General features: G+C 72.9%; 7 protein-coding genes and 1 pseudogene. 2 read left to right on the top strand and 6 right to left on the bottom strand.

Annotation, left to right across the window (positions count from 1 at the left end):
* Positions 1-61: 61 nt before the first annotated feature.
* The 6 genes from ABT154_RS07940 to ABT154_RS07915 form a co-directional block, all read right to left on the bottom strand.
* The gene (locus tag ABT154_RS07940; RefSeq protein WP_351854299.1) at positions 62-1,261 is read right to left on the bottom strand and encodes a glycine C-acetyltransferase; all 1,200 of its coding nucleotides are present in this window, start codon (positions 1,259-1,261) and stop codon (positions 62-64) included.
* A 3-nt stretch (positions 1,262-1,264) separates the two neighbouring features.
* Positions 1,265-2,299, bottom strand: coding sequence for an L-threonine 3-dehydrogenase (gene tdh, locus ABT154_RS07935; RefSeq protein ID WP_351854296.1), 1,035 nt, complete (start codon positions 2,297-2,299; stop codon positions 1,265-1,267).
* Between the two features lie 269 nt (positions 2,300-2,568).
* A complete protein-coding gene (locus ABT154_RS07930; protein ID WP_351854293.1) occupies positions 2,569-4,155 on the bottom strand; it encodes a phytoene desaturase family protein in 1,587 nt (528 codons plus the stop codon).
* 98 nt (positions 4,156-4,253) lie between these two features.
* The gene (locus tag ABT154_RS07925; protein ID WP_351854291.1) at positions 4,254-6,530 is read right to left on the bottom strand and encodes a serine/threonine-protein kinase; all 2,277 of its coding nucleotides are present in this window, start codon (positions 6,528-6,530) and stop codon (positions 4,254-4,256) included.
* A gap of 26 nt (positions 6,531-6,556) precedes the next feature.
* Positions 6,557-7,426, bottom strand: coding sequence for an oxygenase MpaB family protein (locus tag ABT154_RS07920; protein WP_351854288.1), 870 nt, complete (start codon positions 7,424-7,426; stop codon positions 6,557-6,559).
* 197 nt (positions 7,427-7,623) lie between these two features.
* Positions 7,624-8,997 carry an NAD(P)-binding domain-containing protein gene (locus tag ABT154_RS07915; protein ID WP_351854285.1) on the bottom strand — a complete coding sequence of 458 codons (1,374 nt, stop codon included), beginning with the start codon at positions 8,995-8,997 and terminating at the stop codon, positions 7,624-7,626.
* A gap of 187 nt (positions 8,998-9,184) precedes the next feature.
* Between ABT154_RS07915 and ABT154_RS07910 the strand changes: the two genes are divergently transcribed.
* Together ABT154_RS07910 and ABT154_RS07905 are read left to right on the top strand one after the other, a co-directional pair.
* The gene (locus ABT154_RS07910) at positions 9,185-9,547 is read left to right on the top strand and encodes an ArsR/SmtB family transcription factor (protein WP_351854282.1); all 363 of its coding nucleotides are present in this window, start codon (positions 9,185-9,187) and stop codon (positions 9,545-9,547) included.
* Positions 9,548-10,513: 966 nt separating this feature from the next.
* Positions 10,514-14,904: pseudogene (locus ABT154_RS07905) on the top strand (polymorphic toxin type 27 domain-containing protein); the annotation flags it as partial.

Below are 14,904 nucleotides of genomic sequence, written 5' to 3'. Positions count from 1 at the left end.
CGCTCAGGCGCTCAGCCCCCCCCGGAGGCTCAGGCGCTCAGCCCCCCGGGTGCTCGGTCACTCAGGCGCTCAGCGCCGCGCGGGCCGCGACGAAGGCGTCCACGGCCCGATTCACGTCCTCCGTGGAGTGGGCGGCGGAGAGCTGGACGCGGATGCGGGCCTGGCCCTGCGGCACGACCGGGTACGAGAAGCCGATCACGTACACACCGCGCTCGAGGAGCAGCTCGGCCATGCGGCCGGCCTCGGACGCGTCGCCGATCATCACGGGGGCGATGGCGTGGTCGCCGGGGAGGATGTCGAAGCCCTCCGCCGTCATCCGGGTCCGGAACAGCTCGGTGTTGGCGCGCAGCCGGTCGCGCAGGTCGCCGGCGGACTCCAGAAGGTCGAGGACCTTGAGGGAGGCGGCGGCGATCACCGGGGCGAGGGTGTTGGAGAAGAGGTACGGGCGGGAGCGCTGGCGCAGCAGGGCGACGATCTCGGCGCGGGCGGCGACGTAGCCGCCGGAGGCGCCGCCGAGGGCCTTGCCGAGGGTGCCGGTGATGATGTCGACGCGGTCCATCACGCCGTACAGCTCGGGGGTGCCGCGCCCGCCGGGGCCGACGAAGCCGACCGCGTGCGAGTCGTCGACCATGACCATGGCGTCGTAGCGCTCGGCCAGGTCGCAGATCTCGTCGAGCGGGGCGACATAGCCGTCCATCGAGAAGACGCCGTCGGTGACGATGAGCTTGCGCCGGGCACCGCCTTCCGTCGCCTCCTTCAGCTGCTGCTCCAGGTCGGCCATGTCGCGGTTGGCGTAACGGAAGCGGCGGGCCTTGCAGAGACGGATGCCGTCGATGATCGAGGCGTGGTTGAGGGCGTCGGAGATGACGGCGTCCTCGGGGCCGAGGATCGTCTCGAAGACACCGCCGTTGGCGTCGAAGCAGGAGGAGTAGAGGATCGTGTCCTCCTGGCCGAGGAAGGAGGACAGGCGCGCCTCCAGCTCCTTGTGCACCTCCTGCGTCCCGCAGATGAAGCGGACGGACGCCATGCCGTAGCCCCAGCGGTCGAGCGCCTCGTGGGCGGCGGCGACCACCTCGGGGTGGTCGGCCAGGCCCAGGTAGTTGTTGGCGCAGAAGTTCAGCACCTCGCCGGGCCGGCCGCCCGAGGTGACCTCGACCGTGGCGGACTGGGGGGTGCCGATCACACGCTCGGGCTTGTGCAGCCCGGCCTGGCGGATCTCTTCGAGGGTGGCACGGACGTCGTCGCGTACGGAATCGAACATGGGTCAGGCTCCCGTGGTCCAGTCGAGGATGATCTTGCCGCTCTTGCCGGAGGCGGCGTCGTCGAACGCGGCCTCGAAGTCGGTGTGGGCGTAGCGCCCGGTGATCACGGGGGCGAGGTCGAGGCCGCCCTCCAGGAGCACCGACATCGCGTACCAGGTCTCGAACATCTCACGGCCGTAGATGCCCTTGACCGTGATCATGGAGGTGACGATCTTCGCCCAGTCGACGGCGAAGTCCTCGCTGGGCAGGCCCAGCATGGCGATCTTGCCGCCGTTGGTCATGTTGGCGACCATGTCGCGCATCGCGTGCGGGTTGCCGGACATCTCCAGACCGACATCGAAGCCCTCCTTGAGCCCGAGGGTGCGCTGTCCGTCGGCGATGGTCTGCTCGGCGACGTTGAGGGCGAGCGTCACGCCCGACTTGCGCGCCAGGGCGAGGCGCTCCTCGCTGACGTCGGTGATCATGACGCTGCGGGCGCCGGCGTGCTTGGCGACGGCGGCGGCCATGATGCCGATCGGGCCCGCGCCGGTGACGAGGACGTCCTCGCCGACCAGCGGGAAGGAGAGCGCCGTGTGCACGGCGTTGCCGAACGGGTCGAAGATCGCGGCGACGTCGAGGTCGACGGGGACGCGGTGCACCCACACGTTGGACGCGGGCAGGGCCACGTACTCGGCGAACGCGCCGTCGCGGCCGACGCCGAGGCCGATCGTGGCGCGGCAGAGGTGGCGGCGGCCGGCCAGGCAGTTGCGGCACTTGCCGCAGACGAGGTGGCCCTCGCCGCTGACCAGGTCGCCGATGCCGATGTCGCTGACGTCACGGCCGACGGAGACGACCTCGCCGACGAACTCGTGGCCGATGGTCAGCGGCGTCGCGATCGTCCGCTGCGCCCAGCCGTCCCAGGAGCGGATGTGCAGATCGGTCCCGCAGATACCGGTCCGCTTGACCTTGATCAGTACGTCCCCGGGGCCGGTCTCCGGCTCGGGCACGTCCGTGAGCCAGAGTCCCGGCTCCGCCTTCAGCTTGACCAACGCCTTCAATGCAACGGCTCCCGACGTGCGTGTCCTGTGATGTGGGGGTGCGGGCACGACTGAGCGCCCAAGATCCCTGGAAGAGAATCTTCCGTACGGAGAGCTCGCGGTCCATCGAGGATTTCTTAAGCGCGCTCGTAGATCAGCTTCACACCGCAGGCGGGGGCGCGGCGACGTCAACGCGTCCGCACGGGGAGCCGCCCCGGTGGCCGTGGGTGTGGGCGGTCGGCCGCGCATCGCCGAGGGGGCGTCGCCGGCGGGGGCGTCGTCGGGGCGCCCTACCGGCCGAGGGCCGCCATCGCCGCGTTGTGGCCGGGGATGCCGCTCACTCCACCGCCCCGGACGGCGCCCGCGCCGCACAGCAGCACGTTGGCATGGCCGGTCTCGACGCCCCACCGGCCCGCGCCCTCCTCGGCGTACGGGAAGGAGAGGTCCCTGTGGAAGATGTGGCCGCCGGGGAGGCGGAGTTCGCGGGCGAGGTCGAGCGGGGTCTTCGCCTCGATGCAGGGGCGGCCGTCCGCGTCGAGGGCGAGGCAGTCGGCGATCGGCTCGTCCAGCTGCGCGTCGAGCTGTTCGAGGGTCGCGGCGAGGAGCGCGGCCCGGGTGCCGTCGTTGTCGGCGGCGAACAGCCGCGCGGGGGTGTGCAGACCGAACAGGGTGAGTGTGTGGTGTCCCGTGGCGGCCAGTTCGGGGCCGAGGATCGTGGGATCCGTCAGGGAGTGGCAGTAGATCTCGGAGGGCGGCACCGAGGGCAGCCGCCCCGCCGCGGCCTCGGCGTGGGCGGTGGCGAGCTGCCCGTACCCCTCGGCGATGTGGAAGGTGCCGGCGAAGGCCTCGTGCGGGTCGACGCTCAGGTCGCGCAGCTTCGGCAGCCGGGTCAGCAGCATGTTGACCTTGAGCTGGGCGCCCTCCGGGGCGGGCGGGGGCGTCTCGCCGAGGAGGGCGGCGAGGTCGGTCGGGGAGGCGTTGACGAGGACGTGGCCGGCGTCGACGGTGCCCTCTCCGTCGGCGGTGCGGTAGGTGATCGCGGCGCGGCGGCCGTCGCTCTCGATCCGGGTGACCTCGTGGCCGGTACGAAGGTGGGCGCCGGCGGCGCGGGCCGCCCCGGCGAGGGCGTCGGTGAGGGCGCCCATGCCGCCGACCGGCACGTCCCAGTCGCCGGTGCCGCCGCCGATCACGTGGTAGAGGAAGCAGCGGTTCTGGAGGAGCGTCGGGTCGTGGGCGTCGGCGAAGGTGCCGATGAGGGCGTCGGTGAGGACGACCCCGCGCACGAGGTCGTCGGCGAACTCCCGCTCGACGGCGACCCCGAGGGGTTCCTCGAAGAGCATCCGCCAGGTGTCGGCGTCGTCCACCCGGGCGCGGAGCGCGTCACGGGTGGGCAGCGGCTCGGTGAGGGTGGGGAAGACACGACGGGCGACCCGGCCGGTCCGGGCGTAGAACGCCTGCCAGGCCTCGTACTCGCGGTCGGAGCCGGTGAGCGCGGCGAAGGAGGCGCGGGTACGGTCGGGGCCGCCGCCGACGAGGAGGCCGCCGTCGCCGCGCGGGGTGTACGAGGAGACGGACCGCTTCCGTACGGCGAAGCGCAGTCCCAGCTCGCGCACGATCTTCTCCGGGAGGAGCGAGACGAGGTACGAGTACCGGGAGAGCCGTGCGTCGACCCCGGCGAAGGGCCGGGTGGACACGGCCGCGCCGCCGGTCGATCCGAGCCGCTCCAGCACGAGCACGCTCCACCCGGCCCGCGCCAGATAGGCGGCGGCGACGAGCCCGTTGTGGCCGCCGCCGACGACGACGGCATCGTAGGAGGCGGAGGCCGCAGCGGAGGCGGACGGTCCGGGAACGCCGGGGAGCGGCGCGGGGTCGGTCATGGCTCATGCTCACACGGGGCCGCCGGACCGGGAAGCCCCCGCGGGTCGGCCGGGAACCCTCTCGTCCCAGGGGCCGCCGGACCGGAAACCCCCTCGCCTCAGGGATCGACCGACATGGCCGCCTTCAGATGGAGGGCGGCGGCCTCGGTCGGCCTGCCGAGGCGTTCCAGGCAGTGGGCCTCGTCGTCGAGGGCGGCGAGGGTGTCGGGGTGGGCGGGGCCGAGGACGCGGGTGCGGGCCTCGCCGATCGCGCGGTACGCCTCCAGGGCCTCCTCCTCGCGGCCGAGCCGCCCGAGGGCGACGGCGGTCTCCCGGCGGCTCAGGAGGGTGTCCGGGTGGTCCGGCCCGAGGACCCGCGCCCGGTCGGCGTGGACGCCCTCGGACTCGGTGCGTGCCTCCGCCCAGCGGCCCAGCCGGCCGAGGTTGACGGCGAGGGCGTGGCGGGCGCGCAGGGTCTCGGGCCTGTCGGCGCCCTGGGCACGGGTCCGGGCGGCGACGAGGTCCCGGCAGACGTCGAGGGCGTCCGCGGCCTGGCCGAGCCGGCCGAGGCAGACGCCGGTCTCGTAGCGGGCGGCGAGGGTGTCAGGGTGGTCGGGGCCCAGGGTCGCCTCGCGCGCGTCGGCCAGGGCGCGGTACTGGGCGAGCGCCTCCTGTCCGCGCCCGAGCCGCCCGAGGGTGTACGCCACCTCATGGAGGGTCAGGAGGGTGTCGGGGTGGTCCGCGCCGAGCAGCCGGGTCCGCGCCTCCGCGACCTCCTGGGCCGTACGGTACGACTCCTCCAGGCGGCCGAGGCGGCCGAGCGTGAACGCAAGGTTGTGGCGGCAGCGCAGGGTGTCGGGGTGGTCGGGCCCGACGGTCCGCTCGCGGGCGGCGAGCACCGTGACGTACCCCTCGTACGCCTCGGGGTGACGGCCGAGGCGCCCGAGCGCGTACGCCCGCTCCTGCCGGGCGGCCAGCGTGTCCGGGTGGTCCTCGCCGAGGACGCGGGAGCGGGTCCCGGCGACGCGGTCGAAGACGCGCAGCGCGTCGGCGGGGCGGTCGAGCCGGGCGAGGGCGAAGCCGACCTCGTAGTGGCTGGCCAGGGTGTCGGGGTGGTCCTCGCCGAGGGCGGCGGCACGGTGCTCCGCGACGGACCGGTGCACGGACTCGGCCTCGTCCCAGCGCCCGAGGCGGCCGAGGCCCATTCCCGCGCGGTAGCGGCCGGCGAGCACCGCGACCAGTTCGGCGGAGGGGGCGCCGGGGGCGGGGGTCCGGTCGGTCGCGGGGGCCGACGCGATACCCGTGGCAAGGGCCGCCCCGGCCCCGGTGGTCACCCCGCTCGGCTCGGCCGCTCGGGTCGACGGGGCCGCCGTGGTCCATTCCGTGGTGAGCACGGCCGCGGTCGGGTCGTGGGAGACCGGCCGGGTCACGGCCCCGGCGTCCGTGGGCCGGTGTCCGCCGGTGATCCCCCGGGCCCACGCGGGTGCGGGTGCGGGCGCGTGGGGTCCGGGCCCGGGGACGACCAGGGGCGCGACGGGTGTCGTCGAGGCGCGTCCGGACACGATCCGGCGGCGCAGATCCCCCGCGTCCGCGGGCCGCTCCTCGGGCACCTTGGCGAGCAGGTCGACGACGATCCGGTCGAAGTAGTCGGGGAGTTCGGCGCGGTGGGCACGCGGCGGACTCGGCACCGTGTCCCGGTGTCCGATGAGGATCGCCCAGGAGTCGCCGAGGTCGAACGGCGGGGCTCCGGTGGCCAGCTCGTACAGCACGCAGCCCAGCGAGTAGAGGTCGCTGCGGTGGTCGATCTCGCCGCCGCCGATCTGCTCGGGCGACATGTAGTGGGGCGTGCCCATGGCGATGCCCGTCCCGGTGAGCTTGGACGTGAACCCCATGTCGGTGCCGAGGCGCGCTATCCCGAAGTCGCAGATCTTCACCGTCCCGTCCCGGAGCCGCATGATGTTCGCGGGTTTCAGGTCGCGGTGCACGATGCCCTGGTGGTGGGTGTACGCGAGGGCGTCCGCGACCTGGTCGGCGATCTCGACGAGGTCGTGGACGGGCAGCGGGTGCTGGGCGTTGGCCGTGAGAAGCTGGCTGAGGTTGCGCCCTTCGAGCAGTTCCATGACGAGGAAGAGCACCCCGTCGTACTCGCCGAAGTCGTGGACCACGGTGATGCCCCGGTGCTGGAGCGCGGCGGCCACCCGGGCCTCGCGCCGGAAGCGCTCGCGGACCACGGTGAGGACCTGGGGGTCCTGCTGCGGTCCGAGCGGTTTGAGGCACTTCACGGCGACGCCCCGCCCGAGTGCCTCGTCGGTGGCGCGCCACACCTCGCCCATGCCGCCACGGCCGATGACCTCGTGCAGGCGGTACCGGCCCTGAATGAGTCTGGACTCCCCCATCGTGTGCTGTCGCCCCCGTCGATCTCCTACGCCTTCCCCGGCCTCTCCAGTATGGACGCCTGCTCGGACAGTGGGTACGGGGCGGGGTACGCGTACGGGTCGGGCCGGGTGTCCGGGCCGAGCCGGTCCATGGCGCGGAGGATGTGCCGGGGCGGCAGCCGCCAGCGCAGCCGGGCGGGGACGCAGCGGAGGAGGTTGGCGGTGGCGACGAGCCGGTGGGTGACGACGTGCGGCGGCGGGGCGGGGTGGCCGTAGAGCGCGTGGGCGTACGGGGGCAGGGTGTCGTACGCGAGTGCCGTCACGCGCCGCCAGATCACCTCGCGCGCCGGTACGAGCACGGGTCGGACGGGCGGACGGCGCAGGAAGTCCTCGACGGTACGGGCGTCGGGGCCGGCGGCGAGCCGCGGGCGCACGGAGTCGAAGTAGGCGGCGAGTTCGGCGACGGACCCCGGAACGCCCGCCGGGTCGAGCCCGACCAGCCGGGCGGAGGTCCGGTGCTCGTCGACGTACCGGTCGGCCAGGGCGTCGCTCAGCGGGATGCCGGAGCGCCGTGCGACGGCGAGGTAGGAGTCGGTCTCGGCGCAGTGCACCCAGAGGAGCAGTTCGGGATCGTCGACGCCGATCCGCCGGTGGATCCCCCGCACCCGCGCGCCGGCCGCCTCCGCGGCTTCGGTGGTGCCGTAGCTCAGGGTCCCGACGAAGTTCGCGGTCCGCATGAGCCGACCCCAGGGATCCTGACGGAAACTGCTGTTGATCATGACTCCGCGCACGGCGACGGGATGCAGAGCCTGGAGCCAGAGGGCCCGCACGCCCGCGATCCACATGACGGGATCGCTGTGCAGCTGCCAGGTCACGGAACGGGGCCCGAGAAGCCCGGGATCGACGTCCTGCCTCATGACGAATCCTCCCTCGCGGCGCCCAGGTTACGCCGGGAGCCGCCCGGTCGGGAGGGTGACGGCCGCGAGGGGCACCGCCACGGCCAGAGCGAGCGGGAGCCCCGTCGTCGCCGCGCCGGTGGATCAGCCGCTGTCGGGGGTGAACTGCGGGTTGAGGACCGGGAAGGTTCCTCCAGCTGGAGGTGGGCGGGGCAGGGTCAGCAGCAGCCGGGGGCGGGCGGGGCTCCGGCACCGATCTGCAGCTCGGTCGGGGGCGCGGTCGCGCAGCAACCGCCGCCGTCGGTCGGGGTGTCGGCTGCCTGGTCGAAGAGGCCGGCGCCTCCGCAGACCCCGGTCTCGGGGAGTACGAGCTCGACGCGTTCGGCGGACTCATGGTCACCTGCGATGGCGGCGACGACCGAGCGGACCTGCTCGTAGCCGGTGAGGGCGAGGAAGGACGGCGCGCGGCCGTAGGACTTCATCCCCACCACGTACACGCCCTCCTCCGGGTGGGCCAGCTCCTTCACACCGTGGGGGTGGACGGTGCCGCAGGAGTGCTGGTTCGGGTCGATGAGCGGAGCGAGTTCGACGGGAGCCTGGAGGCGGTCGTCGAGACCCAGGCGCAGTTCGTCGAGGAAGGTCAGATCGGGGCGGAAGCCGGTCACGACGATGACCTCGTCGACCGGGTCGAGCCGGCGGCCGTCCTCAGCGACCAGGACCAGGCGCTCGCCGTCGCGCTCGATCGCGTCTGTACGGAAGCCGGTGACGGCCTCCGCGTACCCCTGCTCGACCGCGGCCTTCGCGGCGAGTCCGAGGGCACCACGGGCAGGGAGTTGGTCAGCGCTCCCCCCACCAAAAGTGGCACCCGAGATGCTCCGGCGCAGGATCCAGGCGGCTCGTGTGCCGCTTCCGCCTTCGGAAACGGCAAGGGCGGCGAGCGAGGCGAGCGCCGTGAAGGCGGAGGCTCCCGAGCCGATGACGGCAGTGCGCTTGCCGGCATATCGGGCACGCTCGGCGGGGTCCTTGAGGTCAGGAACGCGGTAGGAGATCCGGTCGGCCGCCGCGCGCTCGCCGAGGGCCGGGAGTCCGTCGCCGCCGGCCGGGCTCGGGGTGGACCACGTACCGGAGGCGTCGATCACGGCCCGGGCGAGGACGCGCTCCTCGCGCCCGTCGCCGTAGCGGATGTGCACGGTGAAGGGCTGCCGCTCGCGGTCGGCGTCGACGACACGGTCGCGCCCGGGACGGGAGACGCCGGTGACCCGGGCGTCGAGCCGGATCCTGTCGGCGAGGGCGTCCGCGAGCGGCTGAAGGTAGTCGGCCGCCCAGTCGCCGCCGGTCGGGTACGAGTCCGCGCCGGGCTTCACCCACCCGGCAGGGGCCAGCAGCTTCTCGGCGGCCGGGTCGACGAGCTCGCTCCAGGCGGAGAAGAGCCGCACGTGGGACCACTCCCGTACAGCTGCTCCCGCCTGGGTACCGGCCTCCAGGACCAAGGGCTCCAGGCCCCGGCCGACGAGGTGCGCGGCGGCGGCCAGTCCGACGGGCCCTGCTCCGACGACCACGACGGGCAGCTGGTCGGTGGCGGTGACGTTCACGGATCCTCCCCTTTAGATTCGACGTTCGTCGATCTCTCACACCTCCACCATCGCACCTGATTCGATAAGCGTCAACATAGATGCTTATCGAATTCAGAGGCCACGGGGGGCGTCCACGCGCTCGGCAGACGGGCATCACAAAGGGCGGCTCGCCGACCCTTGGTTCGACATGTGTCAACATAGATACATGTCGAACGCGAAGGTGCTCCCGGTGCTGGAGCCCGAGATGGCACCCTGCTGTCCGCCGCTGAACGAGCGGCCACTGACCGCCGAGGAAGCCGAGCGGACCGCCGTCATGTTCAAGGCGCTGGGCGATCCGGTCCGACTGCGGCTCTTCTCCTCCGTCGCCTCGCACGAGGGCGGCGAGGCATGCGTCTGCGACATCTCCGACGTGGGGGTTTCCCAGCCCACGGTCAGTCACCACTTGAAGAAGCTGAAGGAGGCCGGGCTGCTCTCCTCGGAGCGGCGCGGCACCTGGGTCTACTACCGCGTCGAGCCCGCGGTCCTCGCGGCCATGGGGGCACTTCTCACCAAGGCCGCCTCGGCCTGAACCCGGCCCGAAGACGGCCGGGTCGTACGGGAGCACGGTCCAGTACGCCGACACGCTGAGATCGGGACGCACGGTTCGCTGCCCTCGGGATGCCGTGACCTTCCCCGCGGTCGTCGCGATCCATCAGGCCGGCACGGGAAGTCAGGAGACCTGGGCAGTCAGCGGCGCCTCTCTTCCCCGCCGGCCTTCCCGCTGTGGGCGAGAAGGCGCCCAGCGAGGCTGGAATTCCGGGCGCCGCACGGTAGTACACGCAGCTGCCGCTCCACCAGCAGGGCATCGACGAGGGAAACGCCACGTTCGAGACCACCGCCCCGCCAGGGAACGCCTTCGACACCGCCAAACTGCCGGCGCACCGGCTCGTGGCCCTCGACGGGCAACGCCGGGTCGTCGGCTGGACGGCGGTGTCCCGCGTCTCGGCTCGCCCTGCTCGAATCCGTGGGGTTGCGTGTACCGGGCCGACGGGAACGCGTGGCCCGCCACCACGGCGTCCGGCGCGACGTCCTGTTCGTGGAACGCCCGTAGCCCGGTGGTCGAGTGACCGCCGCTCTGCCGGCTGCGTTCCAGAGTCAGGCCGCGGTGGTGCCGGCCGCCCGCGCGAGAGCGGGCGCCCGCCGGACCGGTGGCCCGAGACACCACCATACGGACGTCGCCCACCTCAGCCCCTGTGGCGGCAAAGAGATGATCAAGGATTCGCTCGCTTTGTCCGTCAGTGAGGTCTAATGCCAGCGTTCGCGGAGCTTTTTTGATCTTCACGCGCGGAACCTGACGTGGCATCGTCGCGGCGTAAGCGGCAGCCGCGTCTCATGGGGGGAGGGGCCGAGCACGCAGGCATTGCCCTGCCCGGATGCTCCATCGCGGCCCGTGACCCTCATAGCCGATGCTGCCGAACAGTCGTAGAGATCGGCAGACATAGAAGTGTCATGGGTTCGAGGCGTCGGTAGACGCAGACATCGCTTCAGAAGCCTGGTGGCCCGGACCACCAGCGCCACAGCCCTCCTCACCGCCTCGGCCGTACTGACCGGACTGGTTCAGGCCGTACCGGCAGCGGCCGACACGGTGCCGGAGGAGGACACCGGCTGGTTCCGCAGCAGCGTCGGCTACCCACGGCGGGTCGATCGCTGTCTGGCCGCCGAGGCGCTGCACTACGGCGGTCCCCTGCAGAAGGCACGCGCCATCCAGGGGTTGACCGGCACACAGGAGGAGCTCCGCGCGACCGTCATCAGCGCGGACACGATCGGGTACGGGCCGCTCGGCCAGGCCTTCGGCGAGGACGGTCGCGCCGCCCAGGCGTACAGCGACATGGTCGTGGGCCGGGGCCTCGCGCTGCAGAGCGCCAATGACCCCTATGTCCGGTCGGCGTGGGAGAGCGACGACATGGAGTGGCACGTGCCGGCGTTCGGCGCCGACGTCACGCGCTTCACCCTCGAGACCCGGGCCAGGATGTCGAATCTCGGCTCGGACGAGCACAGCGTCGCCAACCCCGAGGCGATAGCCAGGGCCAAGGAGTTGGCCAAGGAGAACGAGGGCAAGGACGCCTTCCACGACATGGCGTCGGGCTGGATGCTCTCGGACGACCAGGTCAACGTCAGGGGCTACGCGTACGGGACGACCGCCACCGACGTCGCCGCCTACCTGAAGCGCGGCGGATTCCCGACCCTGGCCCCCCTCAAGGACTCCGCCGAATACCGCGTCGAGGTCGAGGACCAGAAGCAGGCCTGGTCCGCCTGTGACAGCCAGAACCCGTTCGACCCGCGCCGCGTGCTCAACGAGCCCGTGATGACCGCGATGGTCGAGTGGGAGCTGGAGTACGCCGGCCAGGCCGGCCAGCGCGCGAAGATCATGCAGGCGGACGCGGATGCCGCTGCGGCGACCCGCGAGGCCACCGACGACATGATCGAGGCGATCGGCCAGGCATGGGCGGTCGACCAGATCCTGACCTGGCGCAAGTACTGGACGGACAAGCTCGCCCAGGACCCGAACACGATCTTCGAGAAGCCCGACCAGGCCTTCTACGACAAGGCCGACGCCGACCTCGCGCGCTACCGGTCGAGCATCGCTGACCTCGTCACGTCGGCACAGGCCCACGCGGGCACGGCGGCCACGGCCTCGCGGACGGCCGTGACCGCGCAGCAGGAGGCCTGGGCCGTCGCGGACACGACCCATGTGCCGCGTGGCCGAGGTCTGATGTACGCCCAGCAGTCGGTGCAGGTCGCCCGCGCTTCCGCAGCCGCCGCCACGGCCGCCGCGAAGGCGACCGAGACCGCGCTCGCCGCGGCCAACGCGTCCGTCGCCACCAGTGACGCGCTGCTCGCCAAGGCGCAGACCGAGTCACACGCGGTCGGCGCCGAGTTCCGGCGGGTGGCGGCTCAGGAGGCCGCCGCACAGGCGAAGGCCGCCGCCGACAGCGCCGTGGCCAACGCCACGGCCGCCACCGAGAGCGCGAACACCGCGAAGGCCGCCCGTACGACGGCGGAGCAGAAGCGCGACAAGGCCGCCACCGCTGCCTCTTCGGCCGCCGCCGAGCGCGCCAAGGCCCAGACGGAGCAGGCCACGGCCGTCGCCGCGCGGGCGAAGGCCGCGACCGAGCGGGCCAAGGCACAGGATGCCGAGGAGCGGGCCTCGGCCGAGCAGGCCTCGGCCAAGAGCGCCGACACGGCCGCTGGGACCGCCGCCACCGAGGCGGCGACGAAGCGGAAGCTCGCGAACGAGAAGGCGAAGGCCGCCCAGGTCGATCGGGAGCGGGCCGTCGCCACGGCGCAGGCGAAGCAGGCCACAGCGGCCCGTGCGGCGGCGCTGGAGACCGCTGCCGCGGCTGCCGAGGGCACGGCAGCCGCCGCGGAGACCCGTGCGGCAGCGACCGCCGCCCGTACGGCCGCCACCGAGGCCGCACAGGCCGCCGCCGCCGCGCAGACCGCCGCCGACCAGGCCACCGCCGCCGCCGTCAGCGCCCGTTCGGCCGCCACCACCGCGGAGGGCGCGGCCAAGCGGGCCGATGCCGCCGCGAGCAAGGCGTGGTCGGCGTACTACGCCTCCATCAGCGCGGCGTCCACCGCGCGTGTGGCCGCCGCCGTCGCGCTCGACGCGTCCCAGGACGCGGCGATCCGCGCGGGCAACGCCGCCACGGCGTCGAAGAACGCCGACGAACTCGCCAGGAAGGCCCGGCAGGAAGCCGCCGCCGCCGAGAGCGACGCCACGGAAGCGGTGAAGTCGGCGGGCGTCGTCGTGGGCCGTGCCCATGCGGCCGGCCAGGCGGCACTCGCTGCCCGCGACGCCGCCACGAGCGCGGGCGCCGCCGCCGACGAGGTCCTCGCCATCGGTTCCCCGTACAAGGAGAAGGATTCCTCGGCGGCGTTCGCGATGCTGGTCGGCCAGTCGTCGAGGACGATCGCGGAGCAGCAGGCCGCCGCGGCCGAGGCCAAGGCCACCGAGGCGGCCCAGGCCGCGGAGTCCGCTCAGCAGACCGCCGCCCGAGCGACGGGCGACGCGAAGCTCGCCGCCGAGGCCGCCGTCGCGGCGGCGACCGATTCGGTGCGCGCGGTCGAGGCCGTGACGCGCGCCCAGGCATCCGCTGCCGAGGCCTCCGAGGCACGCAAGGGCGCCACCGCCGCCTCCGACGCCGCCGCGGGCCACGCCGAACAGGCAGCGGCCGACGCGGTGAGCGCCGGCCTCGTCGCGAACGCGACGAGCAGCACCGCCTCCGAAGCGGACCGTGAGGCCACGGACGCCGAGCGGCACGCGGCCGAGGCGAACGAGAAGTCCGGGCGTGCGGGCGAGGCCGCCGATGAGGCCGCGAACAAGGCGGCCGGGTCCGAACGGGCGGCCCAGGACGCCGAGTCGAAGGCATCCGACGCCACCGGCGACAGCACGGCCGCCGAAGAAGCCGCCGCACAGGCCGAGCAGGCGCAGCGGACGCGGAACGAGGTGGCACACAAGGAAGCGCTCGCCGAGGGCATCACGCCCATCAAGGGCGGCGCGGACAACTGGCCGGTCCTCGGCGAGCGCGAGGAGAAGATCCTCCTCGACGCCTGCGGCCAGACCTGCGTCGACGACTACCGCAAGGGCCTCGCGGCCGTTTCCGTGAACGTCGTCGAGTGGGCGACCGTCAACGGCGGGCAGATTCTCTTCGAGCAGCTCGACCCCGCCAAGGTGAAGGAGTGTCTGCCGGCCTCGGGCATCGAGCAGTGCCTCTGGTCGCTGGTGGACGTGCCGTCGTCCTCCGTGATCGTGGGCCGTGTCCCCGCGCTCGCGCAGGCGATCGAGAAGGTCTCCGACGGCATGCGGACGATCTTCCGCGACGCCGACAACGCGCTGCGCCGGCTCAACGAGCTGACGGCCGTCATCCGTGACGTGCGAGGCACCCCGCGTCTCAACCGGTGCCTCGTGGGTGTCGCCCTGCACGCGGGCGGCGCGAACATGAAGGCCAGGGCCATCGAGGCCCTGACCGGTACGAACGACGACCTGCAGGCGGTCGTCGGCGATATCGACTGGATCGGGTTCTTCCCCCTGGGGCAGGCCTACGACCAGGACCGGCGGGCCGGTTACGCCTACCGGGACGCCTTCGCTGCACGTGAGGCCCTTCTGGAGGATGCCAACCGCCCGTACGCGATGAGCTCGTTCGACGACGGGATCACGCTGCACGCACCGCGGTTCGGCGCCGACGTCCTCGAGTTCACGCTCTCCACTCAGCCGAAGGTCTCCGCACAGCTCGGCTGGGACGGTCACACCAACGCGAGCCCCGAGGCGGTCGCCAGGGCCCGGGAGATCACTGAGCAGAACCGTGGCAAGGACCCCTGGCGCGACTTCGCCGCGGACTTCATGCTGCTGGATTCCAGTGTGACCAGGACCCAGCACGCGGGCGGCACCACAGCAAGCACCGTCGCGTCCTACCTGCGGCACGGTGGCTTCCTCGACAAGAAACCCGTCGAGGGGACGCCTGAATTCCGTGTCGAGGTGGAGAACCTCAAGCAGGCGTGGTCCGCGTGTGACCACGCGGACCCGGTCGACCCGCGTAACGCCCTGAGCGAGGCCGTCTCGCAGGCCTCGGCCGAGTGGGAGGCGGAGTACGCCGGTCAGGCCGCCCCGCGCGCCGTCATCATGCAGGCGGAGGCCGACGCCGCCGCCGCGACCCGGTCCGCCACCGATGTCATGGTCGAGGCCATCGGCCAGGCGTGGCGCGCGGACCAGATCCTGCGCTGGCAGAAGTACTGGCACGACCGGCTGGAGGCCGATCCGGACAACATCTTCAAGCCGGAGCAGGCCCTGTTCGACAAGGCGAAGACGGACCTCGCGAAGGCCCGGGGCAAGGTCCAGGCGCTGGTCACCGCTTCCAAGGAGCAGGCGACCGCCGCCAATGCCGC

This window comes from Streptomyces sp. NPDC001728 (genome assembly GCF_040297565.1).
Lineage (GTDB): Bacteria > Actinomycetota > Actinomycetes > Streptomycetales > Streptomycetaceae > Streptomyces.
Note: the sequence above shows the minus strand (reverse complement) of the source record. Positions and strands in the feature narration are given on the sequence as shown.